Annotated in this window: 17 protein-coding genes; 8 read left to right on the top strand and 9 right to left on the bottom strand. The window is 36.8% G+C overall.

The annotated features are described in order from the left end of the window. The first annotated feature begins 3 nt into the window (after nucleotides 1–3). Genes tenA through thiE form a run of 4 tightly spaced genes read left to right on the top strand, consistent with a single transcriptional unit; the run spans nucleotide 4 to nucleotide 2,889 of the window. A complete protein-coding gene (gene tenA / locus ACFSTA_RS09930; RefSeq protein WP_377556511.1) occupies nucleotides 4–696 on the top strand; it encodes a thiaminase II in 693 nt (230 codons plus the stop codon). After that, nucleotides 689–1,495, top strand: coding sequence for a bifunctional hydroxymethylpyrimidine kinase/phosphomethylpyrimidine kinase (thiD, locus tag ACFSTA_RS09925; protein ID WP_377556509.1), 807 nt, complete (start codon nucleotides 689–691; stop codon nucleotides 1,493–1,495). Before tenA ends, thiD begins: the two co-directional genes overlap by 8 nt. Further along, entirely contained in the window at nucleotides 1,492–2,262 is a 771-nt protein-coding gene (gene thiM / locus ACFSTA_RS09920; protein ID WP_377556508.1) for a hydroxyethylthiazole kinase, read from the top strand. The genes thiD and thiM overlap by 4 nt, the downstream gene beginning before the upstream one ends. A 3-nt stretch (nucleotides 2,263–2,265) precedes the next feature. Next, the gene (thiE, locus tag ACFSTA_RS09915) at nucleotides 2,266–2,889 is read left to right on the top strand and encodes a thiamine phosphate synthase (protein ID WP_377556507.1); all 624 of its coding nucleotides are present in this window, start codon (nucleotides 2,266–2,268) and stop codon (nucleotides 2,887–2,889) included. 148 nt (nucleotides 2,890–3,037) lie between these two features. Here thiE and ACFSTA_RS09910 read toward each other — a convergent pair whose 3' ends face one another. From ACFSTA_RS09910 to ACFSTA_RS09900, 3 genes are all read right to left on the bottom strand, one after another. Further along, nucleotides 3,038–3,667, bottom strand: coding sequence for a TetR/AcrR family transcriptional regulator (locus tag ACFSTA_RS09910; RefSeq protein ID WP_377556506.1), 630 nt, complete (start codon nucleotides 3,665–3,667; stop codon nucleotides 3,038–3,040). Between the two features lie 73 nt (nucleotides 3,668–3,740). Then, complete coding sequence (locus ACFSTA_RS09905) at nucleotides 3,741–4,769, bottom strand: ABC transporter permease (RefSeq protein ID WP_377556505.1); 1,029 nt, start codon at nucleotides 4,767–4,769, stop codon at nucleotides 3,741–3,743. Further along, entirely contained in the window at nucleotides 4,759–5,496 is a 738-nt protein-coding gene (locus tag ACFSTA_RS09900) for an ABC transporter ATP-binding protein (protein WP_377556504.1), read from the bottom strand. The genes ACFSTA_RS09905 and ACFSTA_RS09900 overlap by 11 nt, the downstream gene beginning before the upstream one ends. A gap of 273 nt (nucleotides 5,497–5,769) precedes the next feature. Between ACFSTA_RS09900 and ACFSTA_RS09895 the strand changes: the two genes are divergently transcribed. Beyond that, a complete protein-coding gene (locus tag ACFSTA_RS09895) occupies nucleotides 5,770–6,264 on the top strand; it encodes a hypothetical protein (RefSeq protein WP_377556503.1) in 495 nt (164 codons plus the stop codon). Nucleotides 6,265–6,679: 415 nt separating this feature from the next. After that, entirely contained in the window at nucleotides 6,680–6,877 is a 198-nt protein-coding gene (locus tag ACFSTA_RS09890; protein ID WP_377556502.1) for a hypothetical protein, read from the top strand. A gap of 94 nt (nucleotides 6,878–6,971) precedes the next feature. Here the strand turns inward: ACFSTA_RS09890 and ACFSTA_RS09885 are convergent, their stop codons facing one another. The 6 genes from ACFSTA_RS09885 to ACFSTA_RS09860 form a co-directional block, all read right to left on the bottom strand. Then, complete coding sequence (locus ACFSTA_RS09885; RefSeq protein ID WP_377556501.1) at nucleotides 6,972–7,163, bottom strand: DUF5957 family protein; 192 nt, start codon at nucleotides 7,161–7,163, stop codon at nucleotides 6,972–6,974. Then, complete coding sequence (locus tag ACFSTA_RS09880; RefSeq protein WP_377556500.1) at nucleotides 7,164–7,574, bottom strand: DUF6220 domain-containing protein; 411 nt, start codon at nucleotides 7,572–7,574, stop codon at nucleotides 7,164–7,166. A gap of 372 nt (nucleotides 7,575–7,946) precedes the next feature. After that, complete coding sequence (locus tag ACFSTA_RS09875) at nucleotides 7,947–8,633, bottom strand: response regulator transcription factor (protein WP_377556499.1); 687 nt, start codon at nucleotides 8,631–8,633, stop codon at nucleotides 7,947–7,949. Then, complete coding sequence (locus ACFSTA_RS09870; protein ID WP_377556498.1) at nucleotides 8,630–9,721, bottom strand: sensor histidine kinase; 1,092 nt, start codon at nucleotides 9,719–9,721, stop codon at nucleotides 8,630–8,632. The genes ACFSTA_RS09875 and ACFSTA_RS09870 overlap by 4 nt, the downstream gene beginning before the upstream one ends. A gap of 153 nt (nucleotides 9,722–9,874) precedes the next feature. Continuing rightward, nucleotides 9,875–11,434: a BCCT family transporter gene (locus tag ACFSTA_RS09865; RefSeq protein ID WP_377556497.1), complete on the bottom strand. Its 1,560-nt coding sequence runs from the start codon at nucleotides 11,432–11,434 to the stop codon at nucleotides 9,875–9,877. Nucleotides 11,435–11,827: 393 nt separating this feature from the next. Continuing rightward, nucleotides 11,828–12,649: a squalene/phytoene synthase family protein gene (locus ACFSTA_RS09860; RefSeq protein ID WP_377556496.1), complete on the bottom strand. Its 822-nt coding sequence runs from the start codon at nucleotides 12,647–12,649 to the stop codon at nucleotides 11,828–11,830. A gap of 264 nt (nucleotides 12,650–12,913) precedes the next feature. Here ACFSTA_RS09860 and ACFSTA_RS09855 point away from each other — a divergent pair, with 264 nt between their 5' ends. Both ACFSTA_RS09855 and ACFSTA_RS09850 read left to right on the top strand, forming a co-directional pair. After that, a complete protein-coding gene (locus ACFSTA_RS09855; protein ID WP_377556495.1) occupies nucleotides 12,914–14,074 on the top strand; it encodes an AI-2E family transporter in 1,161 nt (386 codons plus the stop codon). Between the two features lie 101 nt (nucleotides 14,075–14,175). Continuing rightward, nucleotides 14,176–14,553: a carboxymuconolactone decarboxylase family protein gene (locus ACFSTA_RS09850; RefSeq protein WP_377556494.1), complete on the top strand. Its 378-nt coding sequence runs from the start codon at nucleotides 14,176–14,178 to the stop codon at nucleotides 14,551–14,553. Nucleotides 14,554–14,700: the final 147 nt, after the last annotated feature.

Below are 14,700 nucleotides of genomic sequence, written 5' to 3'. Positions count from 1 at the left end.
TTGATGACTTTTACGGATCAATTAAGAAAAGATAATGATGATATTTTTCAATTCATCCTTTCCCATCCGTTTGTAGAGGGTATCGGAAAAGGGGAAGTACCTAATAAAGCGATCGAACATTATATTAAGGCGGACTTTGAGTATTTAAATGCGTTTATGAAGATCTATGGTATTGCCCTTGCAAAATCCACCAATCGAAAGGAGATTGCCTATTTTCATAAAAAGATAGATTTTATTCTAAATGATGAAATTCATCCACATCGCAATTTTTGTGATTATATAGGTGTGAACTATGAAGAACTGCAAGGACATCCACTCCCACCAACAGCCGACCATTATATCAAGCATATGATGTATCATGCACAAATGGGGAATTTAGGAGAAATATTAGGTGCCCTATTGCCTTGTCCTTGGACCTATTTAGAAATTGGTCGAGAGTTAATTCAAAAATACAATCCGTCAAATACACATCCATTCTATCCTTGGATTACGTTTTATGCAGACAAATCTGTTGAAAACACTACTAGGGAAATGTGCGAATTATTGGATAAGTATATGGATCATGCATCACCAGTTGAACAGTTAAACGTAAAAGATGCATTCCGTAAAAGTTGTCAATTAGAACTCCAATTCTGGGAAATGGCGTACAACTATGAGCAGTGGCCATCAAAGGAGAAGGTGACTTCCAATGAATAACGTTTCATGTGCGCTTACTATTGCTGGTACTGATCCCAGTGGTGGAGCAGGGATTCACGCTGATTTAAAAACATTTCAGGAGTTAAAGAGCTATGGTATGTCTGTTATCACTTCCGTTGTTGCACAAAACACAACAGGTGTGCAGGAAATTCTCCATCTACCGAATGAAATGATCGTGAGCCAATTAGATTCTGTTTTATCAGATCTACCAGTTCACGCCTTTAAAACAGGAATGATTGCCAATACTGAAATGATGGAGGTCATATTAGAAAAAATCACAACAATCAACGCTCCTTATGTAATGGATCCAGTCATGGTTGCAACGAGTGGGGATGCCTTGATTCATGTAGATGCTCGTAGCTATCTACGAGAACACCTTTTACCTTTAACGACCATTGTTACACCAAATATTCAAGAAGCCGAATTTATTACGGGGAACACTATCGAAAGCCTTTCTGATATGCAGGATGCAGCGAACCAAATTGTGTATAAACACGGTGCTGGTGCTGCCCTAGTCAAAGGTGGCCACTTACGTGAAGAAGCAGTTGACATTTTATACGATGGGAACAAAATTCACACATTTACGTCAGAACGCATTCATACAAAGAACACACACGGTACAGGTTGCACCTACTCTGCAGCAATTACTGCCTATTTAAGTCAGGGAATACCACTACCTAAAGCAGTTGACAAAGCAAAGCGTTATGTAACTGCTGCAATAAAGCATGCCTTACCCCTGGGTAAAGGAAATGGACCAACCAACCACTTTGCCCCTAGAATGGATGAAGCGAGACAATGAAGACATCTATTATACAAGAAGTAAGAGAGAAACAACCGCTTATTCATCACCTAACAAATCAGGTCGTAATGAATTTTACAGCCAATGGTCTACTATCCTTCGGCGGAAGTCCCATAATGGCCAAAGCAGTGGAAGAAGCTAGGGACATGGCACAAGTTGCCGATGGTGTATTGATAAACATTGGAACAATAACAGATTCAGAGGTTCCTGCCATGATACAAGCTGGCAAAACAGCAAATGATAAAGGAATTCCTGTTGTACTCGATCCTGTGGGAGTATCAGCAACCCCATATCGCGCATCCGTCGTTAAAAAGATTTTAGATAAGGTACAGCCTACAGTGATCAAAGGTAATGCTAGTGAGCTTGCACATTTGGCAGGAATTCCATGGAGATCAAAAGGTGTCGATTCTATTGGAGCTGGAGATGTAGAAAGTGTTGCAACAACGGTTGTTCAAATCTACCAGACTACCGCAGTAGTTACAGGAAATACAGATGTTATATGCACAGAAAATAAGTTAACACATAATTACTATGGTCACAAACTATTATCTAAGATAACTGGTGCTGGTTGTTTACTAGGTTCTATTTTAACTGCCTGCTTAACTACAAATGATACCACGGAGGAACAAGCTCTAACCGCTCTATCCTTTTATGGATTAGCAGCAGAATATGCCGCTTCAAAATTTGAAGTTAGTGGACCTGGAACCTTTATTCCCCATTTTATCGATGCACTCAGCATGGATAAAGAAATACTCGAAAGGAGTTAAAACATGCGTATATCGCTTGCACAGCAACTTCGAAAATATTTTATTATGGGGTCTCAAAACTGTGAACAAGATCCTGTTACAATATTAGAATCAGCAGCCAAAGCCGGAATCACAGCCTTCCAATTTCGAGAAAAAGGAATAGGTTCGTTAGCGGGGGACGAAAAACTAAAGTTAGGTAAAAAACTACGCCAGATTTGTCGTGAGTACCATATTTTGTTTATCGTTAACGATGATGTTGAACTAGTTGATCTCCTTGATGCTGATGGGATCCATGTTGGCCAAGCGGATCAATCTGTTACCGAGTTACGAAAACAGTACCCTGATAAACTTATTGGTCTCTCCGTATCAAACCGTACCGAAGTAGAAAACAGCCCCACGCATTTAGTAGATTACTTAGGAGCTGGCCCAATCTATGGTACAACAACAAAGTCCGATGCCAAAACACCTGTTGGTACAGAATGGATTAGAACATTACGAAACCAATTCCCCAACATACCAATTGTGGGTATTGGAGGTATTAATACAAGTAATGCCTCCTCGGTAATCCATGCAGGGGCAAATGGAGTAGCTGTTATATCATCCATTACCCAGGCTACTAACATAGTAGAGGCAGTTAAAAAACTATAACATTCCCTTCTCATTACTATTATCGAAACAAGACAGAAAAAAGTGGCAAATATCTTCTTAAAGATGTGCCACTTTTTTCTGATTATGTACGATTGTAAATAAAAGAAGAGAGGGAGAAAGGAATAAAAACTCACTTCCCACTACCTATTTATTCCTTGTTTGTAGAAATGCCATTTGTCAAAATAAATAAGATTCGTTCAATCTCTTCTTCATCATTCCAATCGGCTTCTGGAATAAAAACATATCGTGCCATGATATAGGAAAAAATAGACGATCCCATTACTCGAATAATCGTATCTGGGTACATCTCAATGATTTGCCCTTTATCTTGGTAATGTTTCACAATTTGTCTAAACTGATTGAATACATCTATGCCGATGTGTTCCATAAACTGCTTCTTTAAATCAGAATGGAAAGGCAACTCCTGAATAACTATGCGAATCAATGAAAGATTTTTTTTCACAAATTCAATTCTATTTTCAATCATCGCTCGAATGAAATCCTGAAAAGTTTCAAATTCTTGCCCTAATACTTTATTCAAATCCCTTTTTATAACAGGAGCTAGGAATTTTACCATCACCGGCGAAACGACTGAAATAAGTAATTCCTTTTTCGTTTTATAATGTCTAAAAATGGTTCCTTCTGCAACACCAGCTTTTTTTGCAATTTCACTAGTTGAAGTTGCTGCATATCCTTTTTCAGCAAATAGTTCCGTTGCTGCAGAAAGAATCCCTTTTTGTTTTTCCGTAAGCTTCTGCTTCTGATCGTCACTAATCACGTTTATTCTCCTCTATCCTGATTAGGCATTTCTTTAATAATAATGTATTTGGAATAGAATTTGCAACGATCGGCTAGATCTTCCGGTATTTTCGAAGTGCTAGGACATTTAAAATCATAAAAAGGGCAGAGAATCCTAATAGAATAAAAATATTAAGATAAATACTTTCCCATCCATACCCTCTGACCATGACATTGCGAAGTGCATCAGCACCATAATACAACGGAGTGATAGGACCTATCCAACTTATCCAATCCGATATCGTTTCTAGATTGAATAAACCAGAAAAGAATACTTGAGGTATGACAACAACCGGAATAAACTGGATCATTTGTAATTCGTTATTGGCAAAGGATGAAATTAATATACCTAACGTTAGTGCCGTAAGAGCTAGTGCTAGAATTACAAACAATAAATAGATAAACATACCTTCCATCATCATATCCAATACATAAATCGCAAATGCCGCAATCAAGGTTGATTGAATCATAGTAAAGATCCCAAATCCAAACACGTACCCCATGACAATTTCCCATTTCCGTAATGGAGTAGATAGTAATCGCTCGAGAGTTCCTGTTGTTCGTTCCCGTATAAAAGATACGCCAGCAATAATAAAAACAAAGAAGAAGACAAAGAAACCAAGTAATACGGGACCAAAATAGTCAAACTGTCCCATTTCTTCTGAGCCATGGAGATAGTTAATCTCTACATCTATTGCGGCTTCCGTTTCTTGTATTGGTTTTAAAGCGGTTTGGATCCAACGCATTGTCGATCCGTTTACGGTAGGGTCACTTCCTTCAAGATAGAGCGATGGTTGTTGATTGTTAAAGACGATATATCCATCTATTTCTTGATCAAATAAATCCTCTGTTGCTTTACGTTCTCCCATATATTCGTAGATTTCCGCATCAGATCTGTCAATATTAGACAAGATAGGTTCTGGAACGTCTATCAAACCGATTATCGGAGTATAGTCATCCCCATTAAAAACTAAATGCAACAAAGTTAACACCAACATTGGCGCAAAAATTAACATACCAACTGTACGTTTATCACGCAATATTTGCCTCAATATTCGTATAGTGAGCGCCTTAATCCTCAACAGTAACACCTCCATAAACTAGAAACGCCTCTTCAATGGAATTAGCATTAGTATTCTCTTTTAACTCATTCGGTGTTCCAATCGCAATTAAAGAACCATCTCTCATAAGCCCCAAACGGTCACATTTTTCTGCTTCGTCCATTACATGTGTGGTTACAATAATTGTCGTACCTTTTCTATTTAATTCATAAAAGGAATCCCATATGCCTTTTCGCAGGACAGGGTCAATTCCAACTGTAGGTTCATCCAGAATAAGTATTTCTGGTTCATGTAGCAATGCTATAGCTAAAGATAACCTACGTTTCATTCCACCCGAAAAATCCGAAACCAATTTATGGAGGTGTGCAGATAAGTTAACCATTTCCATAACATCATCGATTCGCTGTTTTTGCTGTTTCCCTTTTAAACCATATAAGCTTGCAAAAAACTGTAAATTTTCCTTTGCGGACAGATCCTCATAAAGTGCATCCGATTGTGCCATATATCCAATTCGGTTAATCAACTGAAGTGATGGCATTTTTTCTTGTAAGACGTAATTTTCACCTGATGTAGGTGTATCAAATCCAGCAAGTTCTTTCACCAAGGTTGTTTTCCCTGCTCCTGATGGACCTAGAAGCCCAAAAATTTCCCCTTCCATGATCTCCAGGTTAATACCCATTAACACTTGATGTTTCCCAAATTTCTTTGATACGTTTTGAATGGAGACACATGCTGCTTGATTAGACATTATCTTCACCCCTTCTTTAATTCATAAGTAAGTACCTACTAAAGTATCCTCTTACTGGCATCGATTCGTTGATCAAACGTAAAATTTTCGCAATCAATTTAGTGAGTAATTACTCACTTATAATATACACAATTGAAATACATTTGTAAAGTGAGTAATCACTCATATTTTAATGTTTTACTTACACGAATGCCTATTTTTAAGAATAATATCCCAATATAGACTATTTCCCCATATATTAAATAGAAGAATTTTATGAGGAGGAAATTATGGATGAATCATTTTCAAAGACCTTATATTGACGAAAGACAATTTAACCTACCTGGTTATTTAATAGGTCAATTTTTTGGATATCCTAATGTCCCATGGCAAACCGGTGGTCAGTTCCCTGGGCAGCCTGGGCAATTCCCTGGCGGCGGACAGACTGGTGGCCAATTCCCAGGTGGTGGACCGTCTCCTGGATTTCCTGGTGAAGGACAATTCCCTGGTCAACCAGGAGGAGGACCTCAACAAGGAGGAGCACCTACTAGCCCACCTCCAGGATTTCAACCACAGCAACCACAATACCAAACCTATGCAGTAGACCCCGGTGCCATTCAAGGTTGCTTATATCGATTTACTTATGTTTGGTTAGAAAGAGGTAGTTCTTTCTGGTTCTATCCAACATATGTAGGTAGAAGATCGATCTCTGGGTTTAGATGGCAACGTAATAGATGGGTTTACTTTGGAATCGATTTAGATAGAATTGAGTCGTTTCAGTGCTACTAATTGATCCCCCCTACTTTTTATCCTGCATGTATCGTGCAAGGCTGACAAAAACGTGACGTCCTTTCGCATTGTCCGCACTTGCAAGTCCTTATGCATCGTAAGACCCCCACTTCAAGATTTTAAGGCGAAGTCAAGCAGGATAAGTGGGGATCAACTTCACGTAAATGGCTAATTCGTTCTAGTCAACAAGGCGTTGACCACGAAAGCATTGCAACAAATGATTTCAGTGGAACGACTAATCGCAGTCCCAGGGTGTTGTTCTTAGCCTTTGTTAATCTGTTATTAGTGGGGGGGAAAGAATCCCCCACTGAATAAAGGTTCGGTTTATAGGCAATCTCCCTATTTTTTGTAGTCCATTTTAAACAAACATAATCCCTCCTTTCAACATACACTATATTGAAAAGGAGGGATTGTTATGGATAGACTCGTATATTTATATTTAGCTAGTATTTTAGCTGGTTTTGCAATGGCTTTCGTACCAACTTCCTCACTAGTAACAGAGCCGATTGCTAACTTTTTTGATATTATAGGTGGAGTAGTTATCCTTGTATTTGCAGTAGCATTGGTTCACCTTGGGTTAAGAGCACTCTTTACTAAACATTTTAACAGCTAGCAAATTAGGTGAAATCAATTGTTCCTAAGAGGAAGTGACTGCGATTAGTCAAAAAGAGATCGGCTGCGATCTCTTTTTGACTTTAATAACACATTTATTTTTTACTTTTATGATCTATTATTGGTATCAATACTGCACAGATAATCGCTGTGAAATAAGGAAGAAATTTTATTCCCATCGCCTGGTCGAACGCAAGCATGCCAAAAATCCCAATAAAACTTGATAAAGCTATTCCTAAGAAGAATCCACCGATAAGACCAACAATTATTGCAATAAATGCTCTCATTTATTTCTCCCCTTTCTGTTTAACGCGTTTTAACCATTTCCAAGTTCTTACTACATTCATAAAAGATATTTCGATTAGTAAGATTGCGATAACGGGATGCAGTGATCCTATCCAAGAAATCGTCATATTGGCTGTAAAATACATGGCAAATACTAAACCTAATAGTCCTAAGATGTACCAATATGACCATCGGGGCATTCTACCTAAAAATGCAAACAACAACATAAATACAGGGATATTAAAACCAAATAAATGAACTAACGTTATATGTTTCAGCCAATGGACAGAACTATCAAAAAGCGCCAAGCCAACAAACAAGACTTGTAAGATTAGACATGTGAAAAAGATAATTGTTAAACCAAAATAAATGTACCTTGAAATACTATTTGATTTCCTTACAGATTGATTCATCACTTTCTCTCCTCTTTCCATACTGTGCTTATCGAACTCTGTTTATATCATACAAATCAATTCTAAATAGAATCTTAGTAAATTATTAAATATTTATTAAGAAAAGATAAAAATACTGAGAGTGAGGAAAAAAAGTGGTTTAATTAAAGAAAAATCCAAACCAGATTCGAACTTCAATTAGAATTCGAATTAGTTAGGATTTTTCTTTTGGTGTTTTCGTACTTTATGGCTAATCATACAAAGACTGAGAAGCAATTTAAAATGAAGGCGCGCGCTTCAGAATAAAGTGCCATTCGGTCGCTCATAGCAGTGATGAAAGCCCGATTGGAGAGAATAAAGTGTCAAATGGTCGCTGGCCAAACCTCAAACGAGTTATTTCTTAAACCGATAACCAACACCCCAAATGGTTTCGATAAACTCGGGGTTAGATGTATCTTCTTCAATTTTTTCTCTGATTTTTCTTATATGCACCGTCACTGTTGTTATATCGCCCATGGACTCAAAGCCCCAAATCCGTTCAAATAAATGTTCTTTACTAAAAACACGATTTGGGTGATTGGCTAAAAAGGTCAGTAAATCGAATTCTTTAGCTGTAAATACCTTTTCTTCTTCACTCACAAACACTCTTCTTGACTCTTGATCAATAACCAGACTCCTAATTTGGATCGTATGATCAAATTCATCACGATTTACTAGTCGATCATATCTAGTAATATGTGCCTTTACTCGAGCAACAAGTTCGTTCGGATTAAAAGGCTTCTCGATGTAATCATCAGCCCCTCGATCAAACCCTCTTATCTTATCAATGTCTTCTTTACGAGCGGTAACCATTAGAATTGGAATATCTTTCGTCTTGCGGATTTCTCTACAAAGCTCAAACCCATCAATACCAGGTAGCATTAAATCCAGTAAAATTAGATCATAGGAATCTGTTGTTGCTTTTCGAAGTCCTTCTTCTCCCGTGAATGCAATATCACTAGAAAAACCATTAACTTCCAAGTAATCTCTTTCTAATTCAGCTATGCTCTCTTCATCTTCAATAATCAATACTTTCTTCATGAATTTCCACCCGCTTTCGGAAGTGTAAAATAAACACTCGTCCCCACACCAATTTTACTATCTGCCCAAATTCTTCCTTCATGTTCTTCGATTATGCGCTTTACAATTGCTAACCCGAGGCCACTACCTCCAGTAGTAGAGTTCCTGGAAGCATCTGTACGATAAAATCGATCAAAAATGAATGGAATCGCTTCTTCTGGAATACCACTTCCATTATCTTTTATATGAACCTTCACCTGTTCCGCTTCCCCAGATAAAAATACCTGAATCTTTTTTTCATCTTTATCCATGTATTTCAAGCTATTTTGAATGATATTAGTAATGACACGCTTTAACTTATCTCGATCTGCCTCAACCATATAAGTTTCATTTTTATCCACTTCAAATGAAACTTGACAGTTAAGCTCTTTTAAGTCAAAAGATAATTCTTCCAAAAAGTCACGTAAATATAATTGCAAATCAATATTTTCATAATCAAAGGGAGCCTGATGGAGGTCTAACTTTGAAAAGAGAAATAGTTCATCGATTAAGTGATCCATATCATTTGCCTTCGTATAAATAGTATCCATATACCGGTCCATTTTTTCCGGAGTGTTTGCTACACCATCTCGAATTCCTTTGACATATCCTTTGATCGACGTCATGGGTGTTTTTAAATCATGGGATATACTCGCAATTAATTCTTTACGATTTTCTTCATATCGAACTTGAAGTTCCTCTGCTTCTTTTAATTTCTTACGCATTGCCTCAAATGTTTCGGATAGCTGTCCAAGTTCGTCCTTCCCTGTCTTTTCAATTACAAAATCAAGATTTCCATTTCTTATTTCGTTTGCAGCCTGTGACAGTTTTTTTATAGGACGAATAATACTTCTAGCGACAAAATAGGTTAATAAACCATTTGTTACAATTAAAACAACTAATAATCCGATAAACCGGAGGGATAAGAATAGTCCCATTCCATCCTCCAAATCCCCCTTTAAAACAACAAACAATACATATCCCATCATTATTTCTATAACAAAAAAAGAAATCACCGGAATAATAATCATAGCAATATTGGACAATAATAAACGCCTTTTTATAGTCATTGCATCACCTTCTAACTTATTAAAAAGAATAACTTAACGATATTATGATAGCAAATTCTTAATGAAAACTAATTTATTTATTAAAAGATTATTAAATCTAACATACGAAAAAACCGCCTTATAGGAATTAACCTATAGAGACGGTTTCTACTTTTATTCTTCCTTATTCTTGTCTACTTTTCGCTGTAATTCTCTTTGCCAGATTAATCCCTGTTCAAGTGCCATCTTCTTCGCAATACGTGGTGCATGCCACAGAGGCGGCAATAACAATAACGATACTGGAACTGCCGTTATTACAATTGAGTTCTGAATGGAACTAACGCTATCCTCACCAATTGTTAATATAACAACAGTTGTTAGTCCAAAAATAATGGCCCAGAACACTCGTAACCATCGCTTGGGATTATCTCTCCCCGTTAAAGTAGCTGCAACCGTGTAGGACATCGTATCTACTGTAGTCGCAACAAATATAACGGAAACAAGTAAGAAGGCTAACCCAAATAAAAGTGCCATTGGAAGCTGATCCGTAATCGCCATGACTGCAGCTGGCATTCCACCTTCATTTAGTGCATTTGAGATAGAACCTGGGTTTTCTTTTTCAAAAAACACACCTGTACCACCTACAATAGAGAACCAAAAATTATTAACCAATGGCGCAACAATGGAAACAGCAATAATTAATTCCCTTATTGTTCTACCTCGAGAAATACGGCTAATAAATACAATCAACATTGGAGCATAACCGATAAACCATCCCCAGAAGAAGATCGTCCACCAGCCATTCCACGCACTATCTCCTCGAAATAAACTCATTGAGAAAAAGTTTTGTAAATGTACACCTGTTCCACCTACAAACGCATCTAAAATAAACAATGTTGGTCCAATAATGAGAATGACAATAGCCAGGAATATAGTAAATCCAACATTATAGCGACTTAATGTTAGAATTCCTCGATCGACACCTGTTGCAGCAGATACTGCAGCTATTGCAGCCAGTACTAATACAACAACAACACTAACTGATACGGTATTCGGAACACCAAATATATGATTAAGTCCATATGCAATTTGTAAACCTAGAAAGCCTAATGGTCCTAATGTTCCGGCTACGGTCGCAATAATAGAAAAAATATCTGCTGCAGATCCAAGCACACTATTATGGTAAATTTTCTCACCGAAAATAGGATATAATAACCCTCTTGGACGAAGTGGTAATCCTCTGCTATAATGCACATACATCATAACAACGACAGCTAACGTTCCAAGAATTGCCCAGGCTAAGAAGCCCCAATGTAGGAATGCTTGGGCAAAAGCCCCTTCCATATTATTAAACTGACCTCCACCAAATAATGGAGGGGTATCCATATAATGATACATAGGCTCTGATGCTGCCCAGAATACACCACCGCTTGCAAGTAGTGTTACTAATATCATCGCAACCCAGCGAAAATAACTATACTTTGGTTTAGCTTGGTTCCCTAAACGTACCTTTCCATATTTTGAAAAAGCTAGTCCTATTCCAATAAAGAAATTGGCTAATAGTAACAGCTGCCAATATGCTCCGAACCAGGCTGCTGAGTAATCAAAAAGGGATGTAATTGCTTCTCCCACCATCCCACTATTCACAAACGATAAAATAATAAATAAGATTAAAAATCCACCACTAATTATAAAAACGGGCCAATCTAAAGTTTCTTTCTTCTTTGAATTCACGTGTCTCCTCCTAATTTTGTTAGGAGCAAGTGTCTAAAATAAAATCTTCCATTTGCCATTAAAGACCGTTGGATGGAGTTGATTACTATCTTTCAACACAACAAATAACCAATTGACAAAACCACCAGCTTGCTCAATTTTTTAACACAGTTTCTTATTATAGGAATAAAACTGTCATCGGTCAAATAATTCAAAAAACACTTGCTCTTTGAAAGTTAAATTATTTCATTCTAATTCACTAAAAACTCGCCCCCAAAGTAGTAAATAGTTTATGCACCTAAGCCACTATCCATACTTCACCTATCAGTTCTTTTTTGAAAGACAATTGGAAAATAGGAATCACGCTAAAATCCAAAAGCGGTTAGGATTTCCTAACCGCCTTCATAACCATTATTAATCATTTATTATTTCTTCCACAGTTTCTTCCACTTCATTTCTGGAAATTTTCTCTTCTCCATTTTTTAATGCTCTTAATGTTCGGTGGGCAAGAGCAAGGGGGATTTTGCAAAACATTAAAATCGTTTTCGTATCAATATCCTTTATATACTGATCCGCTTTACTTAAATTACCTTCCGCATAGTTGAACATATCCTCTCTAGTCCAGTTATTCGGAAAGAATTGCACACCTCGTTCTGCATCTTCATCTTGATTCCGCAGCACATTCACAGCCTGTAATCCTCTGCCATATGCTATAGCTAATTCCCGATCTGTTTTGGTACCATCATACCATTCCCAGATATCTGATAGCATGACACCAACTAGTCCAGCAACATAATACGTATAATCATCTAGGTCTTCCTTTGTTTTTACTTGCCAATTTTTTTCGGCCCACTCAGCCATCCCGTCTGCCATGATACTAGTAGATTTTTTCACTTTCTCTACAATGCCTGTAGGACAAAATCTTACCCAATCACCCAACCTCTTAGAAACATCTGGTAAAATAGAATAATGAGGTTCTAATAGTTTCTTGTAGGCTTCTTCATCAAAGGAATGATTTTGTAATAAATCACTTGTCTTCCGTAAAATGTCACTTTTAGTTTCATTTGTAAGGTCTTCATGATCTTCAATCTCATCGATTGCACGCATACATAAATATGCTGAAGCAACTGTTTTCTTTAATGTAGGCTTTAATAATTTTATTGGAATATAAAATGTTCTACTCGTAAGTTTCAATATGTGCATTGCTTCTTTTTGTAATTTAGCTCCATCACGCAATGAGGTTGTGCCTCCTTTGTACTACAATGAGTAATTTTAATTATAACAAACATCACTTAATATTTCTTGAAAGATGACTAAAAAGTGAAGGTATGCATTTAATCATATAATTCTAGTATAAATCAAACGTTTGTTTACATATTTTTACACCCTATAAAATTAAATTATTTGACCTAAGTAATCACAGATTTGCTGATACGATACGTGATATTTTGGAATGTATTTCCTATTTAAGCTATAATTTAACTAAAAAGGAGTAAAGTAATGAAACCATCTAGTCGCTTTATTCGATTTATTGGGGGGCGGGATCTTGTTTTTGGGTTGGTCCTACTCATCCTAATCGGAATCACTATTTCTATATACACAAATATTTCGTTTATTTTTTATCCACTTGTGGTCATTCTATCCACAGTTGCACCACCACTAATTTTAGCATTTATTGCATATTACCTATTAAATCCTATTGTAGATCTTTTAGAAAGGTTGAAGATCAAACGAATATGGGGGATAATAATAATCATTTTAGGAATAAGTGGTCTGTTAACAGGTATTATCCTGCTATCAGCACCAGCTGTTGAAGCACAAGTAAAAGATTTAATTAAGAATTTCCCTATTTACTTAAAAGAAATGGGGAACGGAATTACAACATGGATCGAAAACTCCATCTTTGGTGATTATTATCATCAAGGATATAACTGGCTTATTGCTAATTTTAGCGATATACCTAGTATAATTGGAAATTATATTGGAGATGCATTTGAAGGAGTTAGAAATTTAGCAACAACCGTGACAAATGTATTGGTTGCTATTATTACCTTTCCATTCATACTGTTCTTCTTGCTTAAAGATGGCGATCGCTTCAAAGGCTATTTTATTAAATTGTTACCTCCTAAATTTAGAGGAGATGCAAAAAAACTATTACATAACATGGATGTGCAAGTGGGATCATACATTCAAGGACAAATAATTGTAGCATCATGCATTGGAATCCTTCTTTTTATCGGTTATTTAATTATTGGGTTAGATTATGCATTCACTCTTGCAATTATCGCAGCGATTACGAGTGTTGTCCCATACTTAGGTCCAACGATAGCCATTATTCCAGCCATTATCATTGCGTTGGTAAACTCTCCATTTATGTTAGTCAAACTTGCAATTGTCTGGGCAGCAGTACAGTTTTTAGAAGGTAATTTTGTCTCCCCTAATATTATGGGAAGAACAATGAAAATCCATCCATTAACGATTATTATTGTACTACTCGTTGCAGGAAACTTATTTGGAATTGTTGGTGTTATTCTTGGTATCCCAGGTTACGCTATTTTAAAAGTGTTCGTTACCTATTTATATGGTAAATTCAAAACACGTTACGATTACTACTATGGAGAAGAACATGGGTATTATAGGGAAACACGAAACGAAGAATAGAAGATAATTATACTTCATTCCATTTTCTTACATACATATTTTTCATCTATTTTTCAGAGCATATACTATGTAGGAAAATATTAACGGATGGAGTGTACCACATGGATATGAACAATGAGGAAATGGAAAATTATTTTGATCAATCCCTTCTCGATTACAAACATGGAAGTAGTCGATTTGAAAAAAGTTTACCAGAGGTAACGAAAAGTTATTTCAAGTTTACTGACGCATGTTTTGAAAAAGGGGCCTTAGATCAAAAACAAAAACAATTAATGGCACTTGGTATCAGCATGTATGCCCAAGACGAATATTGTATCATCTACCATACGAAGGGTGCTGTGGAACATGGTGTGACAGAGGAAGAGTTAATGGAAACTGTTGCAGTATGTTCCGCTTTAGGTGGTGGAGCTGCATTTTCCCAAGGGGTAACATTAGCGATGGATACGTTTGACTTTTATTCTTCAAAAGAACAACATTAGTGGTTATTTGACATCAATAGAAAGAACAAAAGCGCAAGCGCCCGTTTAGCGACGTACGAACTGGACTGAGCCGTAGGAGATAAAGGAAACACGGCGCCCGAAGGAAGCCGATGTTGACTTATCGTACGAAGGTGAGGGAAGTTGCGC

Source organism: Ornithinibacillus salinisoli (assembly GCF_042684965.1).
Classification (GTDB): Bacteria; Bacillota; Bacilli; order Bacillales; family Amphibacillaceae; genus Ornithinibacillus; species Ornithinibacillus salinisoli.
This window is presented reverse-complemented; position numbering and strand designations above follow the sequence as displayed.

What these genes read in the sequence shown, in the direction of transcription:
- ACFSTA_RS09850 (WP_377556494.1), top strand. Translation starts at nt 14,176, where the DNA reads ATGGATATGAACAATGAGGAAATGGAAAATTATTTTGATCAATCCCTT.
- ACFSTA_RS09855 (WP_377556495.1), top strand. Translation starts at nt 12,914, where the DNA reads ATGAAACCATCTAGTCGCTTTATTCGATTTATTGGGGGGCGGGATCTT.
- tenA (WP_377556511.1), top strand. Translation starts at nt 4, where the DNA reads ATGACTTTTACGGATCAATTAAGAAAAGATAATGATGATATTTTTCAA.
- thiE (WP_377556507.1), top strand. Translation starts at nt 2,266, where the DNA reads ATGCGTATATCGCTTGCACAGCAACTTCGAAAATATTTTATTATGGGG.
- ACFSTA_RS09875 (WP_377556499.1), bottom strand. Translation starts at nt 8,633, where the DNA reads ATGAAGAAAGTATTGATTATTGAAGATGAAGAGAGCATAGCTGAATTA.
- thiM (WP_377556508.1), top strand. Translation starts at nt 1,492, where the DNA reads ATGAAGACATCTATTATACAAGAAGTAAGAGAGAAACAACCGCTTATT.
- ACFSTA_RS09885 (WP_377556501.1), bottom strand. Translation starts at nt 7,163, where the DNA reads ATGAGAGCATTTATTGCAATAATTGTTGGTCTTATCGGTGGATTCTTC.
- thiD (WP_377556509.1), top strand. Translation starts at nt 689, where the DNA reads ATGAATAACGTTTCATGTGCGCTTACTATTGCTGGTACTGATCCCAGT.
- ACFSTA_RS09880 (WP_377556500.1), bottom strand. Translation starts at nt 7,574, where the DNA reads ATGAATCAATCTGTAAGGAAATCAAATAGTATTTCAAGGTACATTTAT.
- ACFSTA_RS09890 (WP_377556502.1), top strand. Translation starts at nt 6,680, where the DNA reads ATGGATAGACTCGTATATTTATATTTAGCTAGTATTTTAGCTGGTTTT.
- ACFSTA_RS09900 (WP_377556504.1), bottom strand. Translation starts at nt 5,496, where the DNA reads ATGTCTAATCAAGCAGCATGTGTCTCCATTCAAAACGTATCAAAGAAA.
- ACFSTA_RS09895 (WP_377556503.1), top strand. Translation starts at nt 5,770, where the DNA reads ATGAATCATTTTCAAAGACCTTATATTGACGAAAGACAATTTAACCTA.
- ACFSTA_RS09870 (WP_377556498.1), bottom strand. Translation starts at nt 9,721, where the DNA reads ATGACTATAAAAAGGCGTTTATTATTGTCCAATATTGCTATGATTATT.